14 protein-coding genes are annotated in these 15,447 nt (G+C 66.8%); 8 read left to right on the top strand and 6 right to left on the bottom strand.

Annotated features, from left to right (window positions below):
* Positions 1-111 precede the first annotated feature (111 nt).
* From KOF26_RS08490 to KOF26_RS08455, 8 genes are all read left to right on the top strand, one after another.
* A complete protein-coding gene (locus KOF26_RS08490) occupies positions 112-471 on the top strand; it encodes a DUF1428 domain-containing protein (protein ID WP_435876844.1) in 360 nt (119 codons plus the stop codon).
* A gap of 14 nt (positions 472-485) precedes the next feature.
* Positions 486-1,190, top strand: a complete 705-nt coding sequence (locus KOF26_RS08485) for a DUF899 family protein (RefSeq protein WP_216323223.1) — start codon at positions 486-488, stop codon at positions 1,188-1,190.
* Between the two features lie 62 nt (positions 1,191-1,252).
* Positions 1,253-2,707, top strand: a complete 1,455-nt coding sequence (locus KOF26_RS08480) for a tannase/feruloyl esterase family alpha/beta hydrolase (RefSeq protein WP_216323219.1) — start codon at positions 1,253-1,255, stop codon at positions 2,705-2,707.
* 192 nt (positions 2,708-2,899) lie between these two features.
* The gene (locus KOF26_RS17415; protein WP_216323216.1) at positions 2,900-3,586 is read left to right on the top strand and encodes a helix-turn-helix transcriptional regulator; all 687 of its coding nucleotides are present in this window, start codon (positions 2,900-2,902) and stop codon (positions 3,584-3,586) included.
* Positions 3,583-4,542, top strand: a complete 960-nt coding sequence (locus tag KOF26_RS17410; RefSeq protein WP_216323213.1) for an AraC family transcriptional regulator — start codon at positions 3,583-3,585, stop codon at positions 4,540-4,542. Before KOF26_RS17415 ends, KOF26_RS17410 begins: the two co-directional genes overlap by 4 nt.
* A gap of 169 nt (positions 4,543-4,711) precedes the next feature.
* Positions 4,712-5,467: a GntR family transcriptional regulator gene (locus KOF26_RS08465; RefSeq protein ID WP_216323210.1), complete on the top strand. Its 756-nt coding sequence runs from the start codon at positions 4,712-4,714 to the stop codon at positions 5,465-5,467.
* Between the two features lie 687 nt (positions 5,468-6,154).
* A complete protein-coding gene (locus tag KOF26_RS08460; protein ID WP_216323207.1) occupies positions 6,155-6,952 on the top strand; it encodes a hypothetical protein in 798 nt (265 codons plus the stop codon).
* On the top strand, positions 6,945-7,514 hold the full coding sequence (locus KOF26_RS08455) for a methyl-accepting chemotaxis protein (protein WP_216323204.1): 570 nt from the start codon (positions 6,945-6,947) through the stop codon (positions 7,512-7,514). Before KOF26_RS08460 ends, KOF26_RS08455 begins: the two co-directional genes overlap by 8 nt.
* 732 nt (positions 7,515-8,246) lie before the next feature.
* On the opposite strand, the gene KOF26_RS08450 is transcribed toward KOF26_RS08455, so the two are convergent.
* From KOF26_RS08450 to KOF26_RS08425, 6 genes are all read right to left on the bottom strand, one after another.
* Positions 8,247-10,094 carry an ATP-binding protein gene (locus KOF26_RS08450; protein WP_216323201.1) on the bottom strand — a complete coding sequence of 616 codons (1,848 nt, stop codon included), beginning with the start codon at positions 10,092-10,094 and terminating at the stop codon, positions 8,247-8,249.
* 180 nt (positions 10,095-10,274) lie between these two features.
* Positions 10,275-11,576, bottom strand: coding sequence for an OmpP1/FadL family transporter (locus KOF26_RS08445; RefSeq protein ID WP_216323198.1), 1,302 nt, complete (start codon positions 11,574-11,576; stop codon positions 10,275-10,277).
* A gap of 396 nt (positions 11,577-11,972) precedes the next feature.
* Complete coding sequence (locus KOF26_RS08440) at positions 11,973-12,650, bottom strand: hypothetical protein (protein ID WP_216323195.1); 678 nt, start codon at positions 12,648-12,650, stop codon at positions 11,973-11,975.
* Positions 12,651-12,727: 77 nt separating this feature from the next.
* Positions 12,728-13,729, bottom strand: a complete 1,002-nt coding sequence (locus KOF26_RS08435) for a helix-turn-helix domain-containing protein (protein ID WP_216323192.1) — start codon at positions 13,727-13,729, stop codon at positions 12,728-12,730.
* Between the two features lie 217 nt (positions 13,730-13,946).
* Entirely contained in the window at positions 13,947-15,032 is a 1,086-nt protein-coding gene (locus tag KOF26_RS08430; RefSeq protein WP_216323189.1) for a tartrate dehydrogenase, read from the bottom strand.
* A gap of 15 nt (positions 15,033-15,047) precedes the next feature.
* On the bottom strand, positions 15,048-15,305 hold the full coding sequence (locus tag KOF26_RS08425; protein ID WP_216323186.1) for a hypothetical protein: 258 nt from the start codon (positions 15,303-15,305) through the stop codon (positions 15,048-15,050).
* Positions 15,306-15,447 lie beyond the last annotated feature (142 nt).

Here is a 15,447-nt window from a genome sequence, read left to right as displayed (position 1 = left end):
GCGTCACCTTTAGCGGACCGGCCGTGGCGGCGCCACGGTGGGCGGCTTTGACTCCGCCGCAGAACAGTTGATATCAACGTTCCTGGGATGATTCGGGTGAGGGAGAGGATCATGGCGATGAACTATGTCGATGGATTCGTCCTGGCGGTGCCTGCCGACAGGAAGGAGGAATATCGTCGCCACGCTGCCGAGGCGGCGCCGCTGTTCAAGGAGTTCGGCGTGCTGCGCCACGTCGAATGCTGGGGCGACGACGTGCCGGAGGGCAAGGTTACAGACTTCCGCATGGCCGTTAAGGCCGAGGAAGGCGAAGTGGTGGTGTTCAGCTGGTTCGAATATCCGTCCAAGGAGGTACGCGACGCCGCCAACGCGCGGATGATGGAAGATCCGCGCATGAAGGCGATGGGTGAATCGATGCCGTTCGACGGCCGCCGCATGATCTATGGCGGCTTCGTCCCGGTGCTCGACGTCTGAACAGGAGAGCGACCATGGCCGATTCAGAGCTGGTGCCGGCGGGGGAGCTGGCGGCGCGCGCAGGGGTCCGCTTCCCCAATGAGAGCGCCGCCTATCGCGCCGCGCGCACCGCCCTGCTTGCCGAGGAGATCGAGCTGCGCCGCCATATCGAACGGGTGGCGGAGATGCGCCGCGCGCTGCCGCTCGGCGGCGCGGTACCCGACAGCTATCGCTTCATCGACGAGACCGGCGGCGAGCGCGCCCTCGGCGATCTGTTCGGGGGCCATGACACGCTCATCGCCTATAACTGGATGTTCGGGCCACAGCGTCGCCGGCCCTGCCCGATGTGTACGGGGCTGGTCGCCGGCCTCGCGGCTGCAGCGGCCGATCTGATGCAGCGCGTCGGGCTGGTGGTTATCGGCCGCTCGCCGATCGAACGCCAGATCGCCTTCAAGGTCGAGCGCGGCTGGCGCGACCTGCGTTTCGCCGAGGCGCTCGGGGACGCCTTCGCCGCTGATTTCCACGCGCTCGCCCCGGATGGCAGCGAATGGCCCGCCCTCAATGTGTTCGCGAAGCGCGAAGGCGTGGTCTATCATTTCTGGGGCGGCGAAATGAACGGCGAGACGATGGACCCCGGCCAGGATCCGCGCGGGGCGCCCGATCCGATGCTGTTGTGGACGATGCTCGATCTCACCCCGGCCGGGCGCGGAAGGGATTGGTATCCGAAGCTCAGCTACTGAATTGACACCATCCGCCCCGACCCTAGGGTTCCCGTCACCGAGGCGCCGGAGGGGAGCGGGGCGTGCTGAGAAATCTCTGTCTTGCACTCGCGCTCGTTGCCGCGCTGCTCGGGCTGGCCCCGGCTGAGGCGCGATCCCTGCCGGTGGTCGCGCCGCGCATGGCATGTGCGGACCTCGCCCGCATGGTCCTCGCCGACCCGGCCGCGCCGGGACGGGTCGAGACCGCCACCGTCGTTGGCGACAAGGGCGCTGCGCCCTATTGTGAGGTGAAGGGTTATGTCGCGCCGCAGGTGCGCTTCGAGCTGCATCTGCCGATGCGGAGCTGGACGCAGCGGCTGATGTTTCTTGGCTGCGGCGGCTTCTGTGGGGTGGTGCGGCTCGGGCCGCCGCGTGCCGCCGAAGGATGCCGGCCGCTCGATGCCGGCGAGTTCGCGCTGGTCACCAGCGATCTCGGCCATGTCGCCGGCGGCATCATGGACGCGGTGTGGGCCGCGGACCGCCAAGCGCGGGAGGATTTCGGGCATCGCGGCGTCCATGTCGTCACCCTCGCCGCCAAGGAGATCGTCCGCCGCTTCTACGGCGAGCCGCCGGCCTACGCCTATTTCAACGGTTGCAGCGATGGCGGCCGGGAAGGGGTGATGGCCGCCGCCCGCTATCCGGCCGATTTCGACGCGGTGATCGCCGGTGCGCCGGTGGTCAACCTGATCGCCAATCACACCCTCTTTCACGCCTGGGCGCTACAGCATCTGCGCCGCCCGGATGGCAGCTTCGTGTTCAACGATGCCGCCCTCGGCCAGCTGCATCAGGCCGCGCTCGACGCCTGCGATACCGACGGCGGCGATCCGCGTGACGGGGTGATTCCCGATCCGTCGCGCTGCGCCTTCGATCCTGGCCGGCTGGCGTGCGGTGCGGCCCCGTGCCTCTCCGCCGAACAGGTCGCGGTCGCCCGCGCCATTTATGGGGGCGCCCGTGACGAGCGCGGCCGGCCGCTCTACTTCGGCTATCCGGTCGGCACGGAACTCGGCTGGAACCGGCAGGCGGCGAGCGTGGCGCGCTGGGGCGCGGGCAGCTCGGCCGGCTATCTGGCCAGCGATCCCCCCGATCCGAACGCCGAACTTGCCACCCTCCGCTTCACGGCGGCTGCCGTGCGCAAGCTTTATGCCCATGCCGACAGCTTCAACATCACCGATCCGGACCTCGCCGCCTTCCAACGGCGCGGCGGCAAGCTCATCCTCTGGCAAGGCTGGGCGGATTTCAACGTCGCCTCGATGAGCGGGGTGACCTTGTGGAAAGCGATCCGCGCCCGCTCCGGTGCCGGTGCCGATGGCTTCGTCCGGCTCTACATGCTGCCCGGCGTCGCCCATTGCGGCGGCGGCGACGGACCGGACCGCACCGACCTGATGTCGGCGATCATCGCATGGCGGGAGGATGGACAGCCGCCCCGGTCGATCACCGCCAGCAGGCGCGGCGCCGACGGCAGCCTGCTCGCCACCCGAACCGTCGAGCCCTATCGCTGAGCCCTTCAGGGCCGCCGATCCGGCTGCCCTGCGCCCCGCCGACGCGCTTTTCCGGATGCCCTTATCGAGGTCCCGGCGCCTTTGCGCCTTTATCGATGCATATTCGCGCCGGATATTATTGAGATATTCGTAGATATGCATTAAGTGATCCTCCGAGACGCATGAGCTCAAGGGCTAGGAGGAGCTGGCGGGGTGTTCTGGAGCGGGCTTGAGCAGGTCACGGGAACGGTCATCGCCGTCAACCAGGCGGTGGACGAAGCGACGCTGGCCGGCGTGCTGGCCAATGGCTTCCGGGCGCTGGGTTTCGATGCGTTCCGGCTCGGCTGCCACAAGAAGGACTGGCGCGACTGGGTGCAGCACCCGACCCTCTCCTCCGGCGGCGACGCGCCGGAGGCCCGGCCGTGGCACGGCGCCGAGCCCGATCTCGGCGAGACCACCGACATCTCCTGGCCCGGTCCGGACGGGCGCGCCGCCTGGCTGCAGATGCTGTGCCCGCCCGGCGGCAAATCCGCCGTCACCATCGTCCTGCGCAACCGGCCGGGAACGGTGAGCGCGCTGACCGTCGAGCCCGCGTCCGACGCGAATCCCCCGCGCGAGGTGATCGGCGCGCTCGCCATCATCGGCAATGCCGCCCAGCTCAAGGCCGAGGCGCTCGGCTTGTGCGCCGCAGGCCCGGCGCCGGACAGTCCGCTCCTCCGCCTCACCGACAAGCAGCGCGAGATTCTGCTGTGGGCGGCGGAGGGCAAGTCGACCAGCGACATCGCCGGCATCATGGGCGTCAAGGAACGCACCGTGAAATATCATTTCGACGAGATCCTGCGAAAGCTGCAGGTGCGCACACGCACCCAGGCGGTGGCCATGCTCGCGAAGGCGGCGTGAGCGCCAATCCCCGCGCCGTCGACTGGCACGGGGAGGCGGACGCGGAGGCGCCCGCCGCCGTCACCCGCCGCGCCCTGCATGAGGACGCCGAATCGACGCTGTTCGTCTCCGGTGCCATCGACCGGTTGTCCAGCCGCGACTTCCAGGGCTGGAGCGAGATGTTCGCAGCCCGCACTCAGGAACGGCCGCACGCCTCGGAACACGCCACCGGGCCGCTCATCTGGATCAGCATGCCGTTGGCGCCTGCGCATCTCACCCGGCGCATCGGCGCCCGGCTGGAGATCGCCGACCAGGATGCGTTTGCGATCAATATCGCCCCGGTCGAGACCCGCTTCCAGGCCGAGATCGGCGTGCCGCACGAGGCCTTCCACCTGTTCCTGCGCCCATCTCTGCTGACCGAGGTCGGCAGCGAGCTGAGCGGCAAGGATTCGGCGGGCATGGCGCTGCGCCCCGTGTTCGGAGAGAGCGACGCCGGCCTCAGCGCGCTGTTACGGACGATCGAGCGGACCATGGCGGAGCCGGCCGAGCCCTCCCGGCTGAAGATTGATTATCTGGCGCGCGCGCTCAGCGCCGATCTGCTCGCAAAATACGCGGACGGGTCGATCACGCTGCGCTCGGATCACCTCGCGCGGGGCGGCCTCAGCCTGCGCCAGCTCAGCCGCGTGCGCGACTATGTCGAGGCGCATCTGGCCGAGGACATCCATGTCAACGATCTTGCCGCCATCGCCGGTGCGGGGCGAACCGCGTTCACGACACGCTTCCGCGCCTCGACGGGGGTGACACCCTATCAATATGTCATGGCGGCGCGCGTCGAGCGGGCGAAACTGCTGCTGACCACCGCGCGCATGCCGCTTGCCGATATCGCGATCCTGTGCGGTTTCGCCGATCAGGCTCATTTCGCGACCGCCTTCAAGCGTCGGACCGGCCGGCGCCCGCTGGATTACCGCATGCGCTGAGCCGGATCTCGCGCGCCGCGCGAGATCCGGCATGCATCGTATCGCCGGGACTTCGGCGTTGACGCCGCAGGACGGCGCATGCGATTAGGGCGGCGACCCTGTATTCACATCGATCTCATACATGGCTGACACCACGTCGGACATGCATCCTTTGGCCGGGAGAACATCAATGCCGGAACGTTATATCTCGCCCGCGATGCGCGATCTGGATGGCGTGTCCCTTCAGATCGCCCCGCTGGTCGGCGTCGAGGCGAGCATTTACAACGACCTGTGGAACGCGGTGCTCGATCGCGAGCTGCGCCCCGGCACGAAGCTTGAGGAAGCCTCGCTCTGCGAGATCTACAAGGTCAGCCGCACCGTCATTCGCAAGGTGCTGGTGATCATGGAGCAGGAGGGGATCGTCGCCCTGCCGCTCAATCGCGGCGCCTTCGTTGCCTCGCCGAGCTTCCGCGATGCGCATGAGCTGATCGAGGCGGTGTCGATCGTGGTCAGCGAGGTGGCGGCGAGCCTCGCCGCGCAGAAGGACCGTATCACCAAGGAGCAGAAGGCCAAGCTGAAGGCGCATATCGACGCCGCGCGCAAGGCCGCCGACGAAGGCGATCTGCACAATGAGCGGCGCTATTATATCGAGTTCCTGCTGCTGCTGATGCTCGTCTACGGAAATCGCGTGATGGCCGGCACGCTGGAGCGCCAGTCGATCCGCCTCGCCATTGCCATCTCGTCCTATCAGGAAGGCTATGTCGGCGAGAACGGGCCTGCGCATTTCCAGAAGGTGGTCGACGCCATCTATTCGGGCGACAGCGACGAGGCGGCGCGGGTGGTGTTCGATCATCTCCAGTCGATCCGCCGTTCGCTGCGCGCGCCCAACGAGTCGGCGACCCCGGACCTGCGCTCGATACTCGGCAAGCGCCGGGTCGCGGCCTGATCCATTTCCTCCCCGGGCACGCCCCGGGGAGGCGAACAGCCGCGGGCCGGGGGAGCGAGCGCTCCCTCGGCTCCATTTCCACGCTTCGGCACGCAGGCTCCGCGGGGAATGCCCCGTTCGGGCGATTCAGGTTTGCCGGCTGCGGCTTGATGTGCAGGCGCCGCGAAATGTCTTGACCCTATTTCGAGCCGCCGAGGACAGAAAAAGGGCCTTCACGGACTCCGTGAAGGGGCACGCCTCGCAAGGGCGCTCAGATGCACTGAGCTGGGGACCGAGCGCATCGAGTATGCGAACAAGTGATCGAGCCTGCGCTGGTGTGCGGTCAGCCGGGGTGAGGTCAACTATGAACCAGCAACAAGCCCGATCACTTGAGGAGCTGGCTTCGGAAGCCCGTTACCAACTCCGTGATTTGCTTATAGGCGTGGTCGGACGCGGCCTTCGCCTGACCTGTTAGACACTTTTAAACCGGATTGGGGTCTATTAAGCTGGGGCGTCACTGTATCTCCGGCGCGTTTGCCGGCTCCAGGTCAGGCCGCACCTTCACGCGATGACGGCGATACTGCCGCGACGATGATCAGCAGCGTAAATAAGTGATCGAATTCAAAATCGGCCGGCCGATTCTGCAATCCCCCAGGCATCGGCCCGCGTTACGCTGGGCTATCGATCCTGAGCCGGGGGCATAAGAAGGTGACTTTCCACTCCCTTTCGACGGCGCTGTGGGCGCCCTCCGATACGGAACCGCCCCTTGTCGGGCTTGAAGCGAGGATTTTCCGGGAGTTCCTGATCGTGCTCGCCGCGGGCGAGCTTCGGCCCGGCGCCGGCCTGTGCGAGCATGACGTCGCCGACATCTACGGCATCACGCCGGATCGCGTTGGCCATGTCTTCCAGGCGATGCAGCGGGTGGGCCTGCTGTCCTGCTCGCCGACCACGGGCGCCCAGGTCGAGACGATCGCGCCTGAGGATGCGCCCGGCATCATCGAGCGGGCGCGCACCGTCACACGCTATATCGTCGAGCGGCTGGCGACGGCGGGCCTCGATCACGTCGGCCGCGAGACGCTGGCGCGGCACATCGGGCAACAGAGGATGGCCGAGGCGAGCGGCGACTGGCCGCGCACCAATGTCCTTTCCGTTCAGTTCCTCGCCCTGCTCGCCCGCGTCGACCTGCGCCATGACGGATTTCCGGGCTTCGACCGGCAGGCGATGCGGCTGATGCTGCTGCGCGCCAGCTATGATCGTTATGGCGAGCCGGCGCCGTCGGCCTCGACGCAGAGCCTGTTGCTCAACCTGATCGTCGAGCGCCGCACGGACGAGGCGGTGCGCGTGACCGATGCTCTCTATGACGGCATTGTCCAGCGTCTCTGGCTGGACGGCACCGCGGAGGCGGATCTGCGCACGCTGCTCGCCCGATCGCAGCGCGCCGAGCGCGCACCGGATCGGGCGGCGCTGCGCCTCGTCGCCGTCGACGGACGGCGCCTCGATGATTAATGGCGCCGAGACGCCTTTCGACACTGACAGGGCGGCGGCACCCGGGGCGATCGACTTCGCTCTCAGGCGGAATGCGACTGACGCCACGGTGGTGGCCGAGCGGGCCAGCAAGGCGCAACGCATGGCGACGGCCACCGGCGACGAGGTGCGGTTCCTGATCGCGGTGATGCGCAAGATCATGCCGGCGATGGAGATGGCAGAGCGGTCATTGCTCCAGGCCGATCCGATGAAGCAGATGCTCGAAAATGTTGCGGCCACCGCGCATCTGCTCGCCCTCAATACCGAATTGCAGGCCGATCGCGCCGGCGAGGGCGCCCCGGTGCTTGCCGCGCTGGGCGAAGAGATGCGCGCGCTGGCGCGGCAGGCGGCGCGGGCGGGCCAGGCCGTTCCCGAACTGGTCGAGGCGGTGTCGCAGGATATCGCGCTCGGCACGGCGCTGATCACCGCCGCCAACGAGGCTTTGCAGGGTGTAACCGAGCAATTTCAGGCGCTGATCAGCCAACTCGAAGTCACGGCTCAGTCCGCCGGCCGCCACGCCACTGTCCTTCGCGACATGAGCTGACGAACGCGGACGCGCAGCAGATCGTCAATGCTGGCAAAAAGTCGTTACCGACAGATTGGCGCCCAAGCATGAGTGAAGCCGAGCGCGAAATAAAGTGTCTAACAAGACAGGACGCGAGACGGCGAGAATCGATCATAACATTGCTTATGAAGTCGATGAGCGTGCCGGTTAATCCCGGCTTGCAAAACCGGCATCATCAAGTGACCGGAGTGGCATCGGTATTTTAGTCGACCCTGGCCCCGACTAAATGTCGCAACCGGTGTGGCTTCGGTCACTTGTACCTCCTGCCTGGCTCAGCCCAGCCTGCGCTGACCGCGCTCGCGCGTACATTCCAGTCATCCCTGCTAGAATGGCCAACGGCATTCGCCCGCCCGCCCGCCCGCCCGGTTCGGTTCGGTTCGATTCGATTGGTCGCCTGCGCGGTTCGGCGTGCCGGTGGCCAATATGCGCGCGCCCGACTGAATCGGGTTTGATGGCAGACGGCTAGCTCGTCCCCCGGCTTGAAAAGCGCTCGTGCGCTGACGATCGATAATGTGCGGCCGCTCGGCCTCCGGTCACGCTCGACTTGATTCGGCATCCACCCGACCGCCAACGCCGGCGATCGGCGGGGGCGGCCGCCGCCGGGACATCCGCACCGGGGCCTGGCCGTAACGCGCTCCGTCAGGAGCAGGGCTCCTCGTGGCGATGACGGTCGGTTGGCCGGACGTCCGTTGAGCGGCGTCAAAGGGAGGCTCAGCCCCTTTTGTCCTCATGCTCGCTGGCGTGCATCTCGCCATGGCGTGGGCCGGCGAGCGTGAGGCCGATCGCGGTCATCAGCTGGTGCGGCCGGAAGGGCTTGGCGAGAAAGTGGGTGCCGGCGGGCAGTTCATCCGCCTCGGGGCGGCCACCGGACATGAGCAGCACGGCAAGATACGGCCAGCGCGCCGTCACCATCTGCGCAAGTTCGAGCCCGCTGGGGCCTTTGGGCAGATTGACGTCGCTGATGAGCAGATCGATGCTCTCCTCCTGCTCGAGGATGTGGAGCGCGCTCAGCGCATCCTCGGCGCAGCGGACATCCCAGCCTTCGTCGGCGAGTGCGTTGCCAAGCACGGTCAGGACCGCCTTGTTGTCGTCGACAAGCAACAGGCGCCTGCCCGGCCCGAGTGCCTCGCCGGTCTCGGCGGGGGCCTCCGGGGCGGGCAGCTCCGCTTCGGCGGCCGGGATAAGCAGTGTGACGCAGGTGCCCTGGCCCGGAATGCTGGCGAGGCGCGCCATGCCCCCGGCCTGTCGCGCGAAGTTGTAGACTTGCGAGAGGCCGAGCCCGGTGCCCTCACCCGTCCCCTTGGTGGTGAAGAACGGCTCGAACGCCCTGTCGGCGATCTCCGGCGCCATGCCCTGGCCGGTGTCCGCGACTTCGACGCGGATGAAGCGGCCGGGCCCATGGCCGGTCTCGGCCGCGTCCTGTTCGTCAAGCAGGACGAGGGCGGTGCGGATCCTGATCAGACCCGGCTTCCTCATCGCGTCGCGGGCGTTGACGACGAGGTTGATCAGCGCCGACTGGAATTGCGCCACGTCGACCACGGCCCATGCCCGATCGGCCAGCTCCACCTCGAGCGTCGCGCGCCGCTCGATGGTCTGGGCGAGCAGCGGCTGGGCCTGGCGGATCAGGCTGTTGAGGTCGGCGACGACCGGCTGCAACGGCTCGCGACGCGAGAAGGAGAGCAGGTCGGCGATCAGCCGCGAGCCGCCATTGGCCGCCTCCAGCGCCAGGCTGGCGGATGCGCCGATCGGCGAATTCGGGCAGGATTTGCGGATCCTCTCAAGATTGATCAGCACCACCGTCAGCAGATTATTGAAATCATGCGCGATCCCGCTGGTCACCTTGCCGAGCGCGTCCATCTTCTGGGATTGATAAAGGTCGGCGGCAGTCTTGCGATGCTGCTCGATTTCCTCGGAGAGCTGGCGGTTGGAACGATTGAGCTCCTCGCTCTGGCGCTCCAGCGTGAGCTGCATCGCCAGCGTCGTGCCGAACTGCCGGCTGAACTGGCGGGCGCCGCTGCTGGTTACGGCGACGAACGACAGGATCAGCGCGCCGATGGCCACAGCATGCTCCGCCCCGCTCACGAAGACGCTGAGGATGAGCAGCACCGAGCTTGGGTAGATGAAGGCGAGCGCTGTCTTCAGATAGGCCGCATGGAGCGATGCCGCCCCCGCGCAGGCGCCGCCGATGACGAGGCTCCACAGCCATTGATCGGCCGGGTGGCTGGAAATGAGCAGGATCGGGCCCAGCCCCCAGACAATCCCGGCCATCGCCGCGCCGGCAACCGAAACGCCGGCCCACAGGCGATTATGCTCGAGCTTGGCGGGGTCGCGGCGATACCATTGGAGAAAGGCGATCCGCACCGCCATCAGCACCACCAGGCAGACGAGCCACACGAGGATGCCGTTCGGCGACCCGTGGCCGGCCACCACATAGCTGATCAGCCCGGCCGAAAAGAGATGGGCGAGCGCCATGCCCTTCAGCCGGGTGAAGCCGGACGCGATCCGCGCGGACTCGATCAGGGCCAGATCGGAGGGAGCGATCGCCGCATGCGTTTCCAAGCCGGCCCTCCTCGGCCTGCGTCGCCCCCAAACTCGGCGCCGCTTCCGATGCAGTATCGCATAAATATGAATGCGAAATAATATACCAGTTTAGGGAAATACGGCGTGACCTGTCTCAGATCGAGACCGGGCGGGCACGGGCGGCGTGATCGCCGCCCGGCCGAGGGCAGGAGCGTCGTCTCAGAAGCGGGCGGTGATCGACGCGGCCACCTGATTCGCCCGGCCGCTGGTACGGGCCAGCGTCGTCGTGGTGACGGCCGCCGCAGTGCCGCCGTAATAAACGTCGGGCCGCACGATGTCCGCCTTCTTCACGAAAGTATGGGCATAGGAGAGGTTGAGCGTCAGCGCCGGTGAAAAGGACCAGCTCGCCCCCGTCGTCAGCCAGAGACGGTTACCGTCCGGCACGCGCGTGGTGAGCAGGTCGGAATTGGTCGGCGTCTTGTCGTACATCGTGCCGGCACGAAGCGTCAGCTGCTCGCTCAGGTCATGTTCGGCGCCGAGCGCGACGCTGAAGCTGTCGCGGTAGCCCAGTTCCTTGACGGAAGGCGCGGCGCCCTGCGGCGTGATCGCGATCCGCTGGAAGCGCGACCAGTTATACCAGCGCGCGGTGACCATCGCCCGGGTCGTCGGCGTGAAGCTGTGCGCGATGCTGCCGGTGACGATATCGGGCAGGTCGAGGGGGGCGGTGGCCGGAAGATCGGCATTGCCGGCCGCGATCGGGCCGAGCAGCCCCGACACCTGATAGCGGCCCGAGAGATGGTGCTTGATCGCCGAGCGATAATGCAGCCCGAAATGGGTGGCCCCGCTGGTGTAGAAAATGCCGGCGTTCCAGCCGATCGTCCAGTCCTTGCCGCGCACCCGCGCGGCGCCGTCCGGCTGGAGGGGCGAAAGGTTCGGCAACGCATTGGTCAGCGTGACCTTGACGTACTGCACGTCGATGCCGCCGCCGATAGCGAGATTGTCGTTGAGCTTATAAGCCAGAGACGGCTGGATATTATAGGTCTTGAGGTCGGTATAGAGTGAGTCGTAGCGGCCGATGAAATCATCATCATATTTGAGCTTCAGCCCGAACGGCGCATTGACGCCGATCCCCGCCCACAGCCGATCGCTGAGCTGTGCGGTCACATAGGCGCTGGGAATGGGAATGACGCTCTCGAACGCCTGCCCGCCGTCGCCGCCCGTCACCGGCACCGCGGTCGCCACGCCGGGGACGCTGCGCACCGAACCGCGATTGTCCTGCCGCGCCCGCGCCATCAGCGCGTTGATGCCGGCCGACAATTGCACGCCGGGCAGCGCCGTCATCCCCGCCGGATTGTAGAACAGCACGGATGGGTCGTCGGCAGCGGCCGCGCCGCCGGACATCGCGCGCCCCGTCTCCTTGGGCGACTGCTCCTGGAGGTAGAAGCCGCCGGCCAGCGCCGGCGTCGCGGCGAGCAGGGCCAGCGGCGGGATCAGCGCTGCATTGCGCAGGAACAAGGACATTTCCCCTCTCCTCATGATCATCGTCGTTCGCGGCGCGCCAACCCTGCGATGGCTGCACGCCGCCGGTCATGAACATGATATCGCCTGTCTGCCGGCCCCTGTTCCCTCGGCCGGGGCTTTTCGGAGCGACCGTCACATCGCGACAACAGCACCAGGCAAGCATGCATCACATTATGGATATCATATCCCGCGCAGGGACAGTCAAGTCGATGCGAATCGTGAACTGGACGTATCGTACGAGATGCGAGGTGGAAAAATATCGCTGATAGAACCGATGCGGACCTGTCGGCGATGGAGGGAGCCGGGCGCTGGCGCTATCAACGGCGCGTGGTCTTGCCATGACTCACTGATCGACCTGGGCGGTCGCGCCAGCCGGCGCGGCCGCCCATTTGTCGATCAGCCGTCGCACCGCGTCGATTGGGCGGTCTGCCGGCAGGTCCGGCCCCAGCTGTGCAGCGCGCTCTGCTGGCGCTGCAGCGTCTCGGCGATGCTGCCGAACGCGGTTTCCCAGCGTGTGGCGGCGGCAGCCGCGGCAGGCCCATAATAGGAAGCGGCCTCGTGGGCGATCAGGTGGAGCTCGACGGCGGCGCCCTCGTTGAAGGCCTCCATCTCGAACAGCCGGTTCAGGCCGATCACGACATTGAACGGCAGCAGCGCCGGGTCGGAGGCGATCGTCGCCTTGAGGTTCGTTTCGGAAAGGGCGAGGCTCTTCATGCCGCTGTCGAGCGATGCGGCATGATCGGCGAGCCAGGCGAGTGACGCCTTGGCCGACGGCCGGCCCTTCATATGTCCGACCCACGCCGCCAGCATCTGGCGCCGCCCGTCGAGGCCGGCGGCTACCTGCGTCGCGTTGTACACGCCGCCGGTTTCGGCATCGCCGATCGTCGCCCCGCCATCATGGGCGGCCATGAAGGCGCTGGTGGCGCCCTGCGCCGCCCTGTCCAGCTCCGCGAACTGAGCCTGATGGTCCTTCAGCCGCCCGTCCCAGACTTGCTCGATCGCGATATTGCTCCCGAAGGCCGCCGCGCTCGCCACAATGGCAAGGGCGGCAAGGGCTATCAATGGCCGACGCATGAGATCCTCCCCCAGATTTTTCGGCAGCAATAGGACGATCCGCCGTGATCGGACAGGGGATTTGCAACAGGGGGGCCTCAGCGGCGGTTACGATATTCCAGCGGCCGATAGCCGGTGCGCCGCCCGAACACGGTGGTGAAATGGGCTTGGTCCGAAAAGCCGCAGGCGAAGGCGATTTCAGCGATCGACATCCGGCCCTCGCCCAGCAGCCGCTTGGCCTTCTCCAGCCGCAGCTCCATCACATATTGATAGGGAGAGACGCCTTTCGAAACCCGGAAGCGATTCGAGAATGCGGTGCGGCTGACCCCACACAGCGACGCCAGATCGTCGATGCGGATGTCGGTGGCGAGATGGCAATGGAGATAATCCTGGACCAGCGCGATCTGGCGGGCGCTGAGCCCCTCCAGCATCGGCCGGAAGCCGCTGGTGGGTATCGGCTCCATCGCATAGCGGGTGAGAAGATCGACGCACAGCGCGCGCGACAGATAATCCATCTTCAGCCGCGAACCGCCGTGGCCGGCGGCCAGCGTCCGCTTGATCGAGCCGAGCAGTTCACTGAGCTCCGTATCCGCCGCGTTGAAGACGGGGCGCAACGGCACGTCGCGCAGCGTCCGGTCGGCCAGCTCCGAGGCGATCTCGTCGACCAGACCGGGGTTGAGGAAGAAATGCAGCAGCTCCGTCTCGGCGCCGAGCTCGACGACCTTCCGGCTGTTCGGTGCGGCGATATTGATCGCGAAAGCGTTTTGCGCGCCTTCCTGATCCTCGCCGTTCAGTCGCCGCGAGACGATCGACGGGGTCAGCGGCATCGTCACCCAATAGACCGAGGTCACGCCGTAGATTGTGTTGTGCGGCGCTTCCTGGACGCGCGTCGCGAACACGTCGGACCAGCCCAGCCCGCGGCTGTCGACGACGGGCGCGATCGCCTCGGAGACGAACAGGATGCGGCTTGCCACGTCGCCGACGGCATCGTCGTTGGCCGCCTGTCGCGCCGGGGGGCGCCCGACGCCCGCGGTGCCAGCGAGGAAAGCCTCGGCGGTGCCGGGACGTAGGAACGAGGGGTCCTTCTCGTGATCGGACATCTGGAGTCGCTGCACCTCCCCTGAAATGCTGCGCGCTTTGCCGGCCTATCTGCAAAATGCTGCGTGCCTTGCTGCATCATAGCAGGAACGCTCTACCGTCGCGACATAACTCGCGATTTTGTACCGATAATGGAGGCATTTTCCCGTTCGACAAGGTCAGATCGATGGGTCGTTGGTGAAGCAGGCGGGTCGAGCCGCCGGAGCTGCGCGGCGATCGTCAGCCCGGGACGCGCCCGATCGCGGCGGCAATCGCCTTGCCGCATTCCTCGGTAGTGCCGCGCCCGCCGAGATCACGGGTGCGAACCTCCTCGCGTCCGAGCACCGTCTCGATGGCGGCGATGATCGCCGCGGCGGCCTCGGGCTCGCCGAGGTGATCGAGCATCATCGCCCCGCACCAGATTTGCCCGACCGGGTTGGCGATGCCCCGGCCGGCGATATCCGGCGCCGAGCCATGGACCGGCTCGAACAGCGAAGGCACGGAACGGTCGGGATTGATGTTGCCGCACGGCGCGATGCCGATCGTGCCGGTGCAGGCGGGCCCGAGATCGGAAAGGATGTCGCCGAACAGGTTCGAAGCGACGACGACGTCGAACCGCTGCGGATTCATGACGAACTGGGCGGCGAGGATGTCGATATGATATTTGTCGGTGCGGACGTCCGGATAATTGCGCGCCATCGCCTCGACGCGGCCGTCCCACCACGGCATGGTGATTGCGATGCCGTTGGATTTGGTGGCGGAAGTCAGGTGCCTCGCGGGCCGGGTACGGGCCAGATCGAAGGCATAGCGCAGGATGCGATCCGTGCCGGTGCGGGTCATCACTGTCTCCTGGATGACCACCTCGCGATCCGTGTCGGGAAAGGCGATGCCCCCGATCGCCGAATATTCGCCCTCGGTATTCTCGCGGACGATCATCATGTCGATGTCGCCGGGCTGGCGGCCGGCGAGGGGGCAGGGGACGCCGGGCATCAGCCGGACGGGCCGGAGGTTCACATATTGATCATAGGCGCGGCGGAACTGGATCAGCGAGCCCCACAGCGAGACATGATCCGGGACCGCCTCCGGCCAGCCGACCGCGCCGAAGAAGATCGCGTCGGCATCGCCGATCCGCACCTTCCAGTCGTCCGGCATCATCTTGCCGTGGCGAAGATAATAGTCGCAGCTGGCGAATTCATGCCATTCGAACTGGAGCGAGAAATCGAACCTCGCCGCCGCCGCCTCGAGGGCGCGGACGCCCTCCGGAATGACTTCCCTGCCGATGCCGTCACCGGGGATGACGGCGATGCGGTAGGCGTTGACAGCCATCAATGATTCTCCCTGTCAGTCGCCCCCGCCGTGCATCGGCCTGGCGAGGGCTTCCTGACAATCACTAGAGATTTTGGTCCAGTGCTGCACCAGGCATTCCTGCTGCAGCGACTTGCCCGCACAGAGACGGGCGAGGTCCGCAGCGCAGGCGGGGGCGACAGGCCGGGGCGCCCGGCTTGCCGGCGGCGGGGGCGGCGGCGGCTGATCGGGCTGTGCGAAGGCGTCGGTCGCGATCAGCAGGCCGGCAAGGATCGGGAACAACGCCTTCGTCATGCTGCGGTCCTCAGTGCGCGTCGTGCTTCGTCGCGGGCGGCGCGGAGGAGGCCTTCGATATAGCCATAGGAGAAGGCGAAGGCCTGGAGCTTCTTGGGGTCGTCGGGATGGCGTGGGTTGTGATCGGGCAGCAGCGTGCCCT

The sequence above is a fragment of the Sphingomonas quercus genome, from assembly GCF_018863195.1.
GTDB lineage: Bacteria > Pseudomonadota > Alphaproteobacteria > Sphingomonadales > Sphingomonadaceae > Solisphingomonas > Solisphingomonas quercus.
Note: the sequence above shows the minus strand (reverse complement) of the source record. Positions and strands in the feature narration are given on the sequence as shown.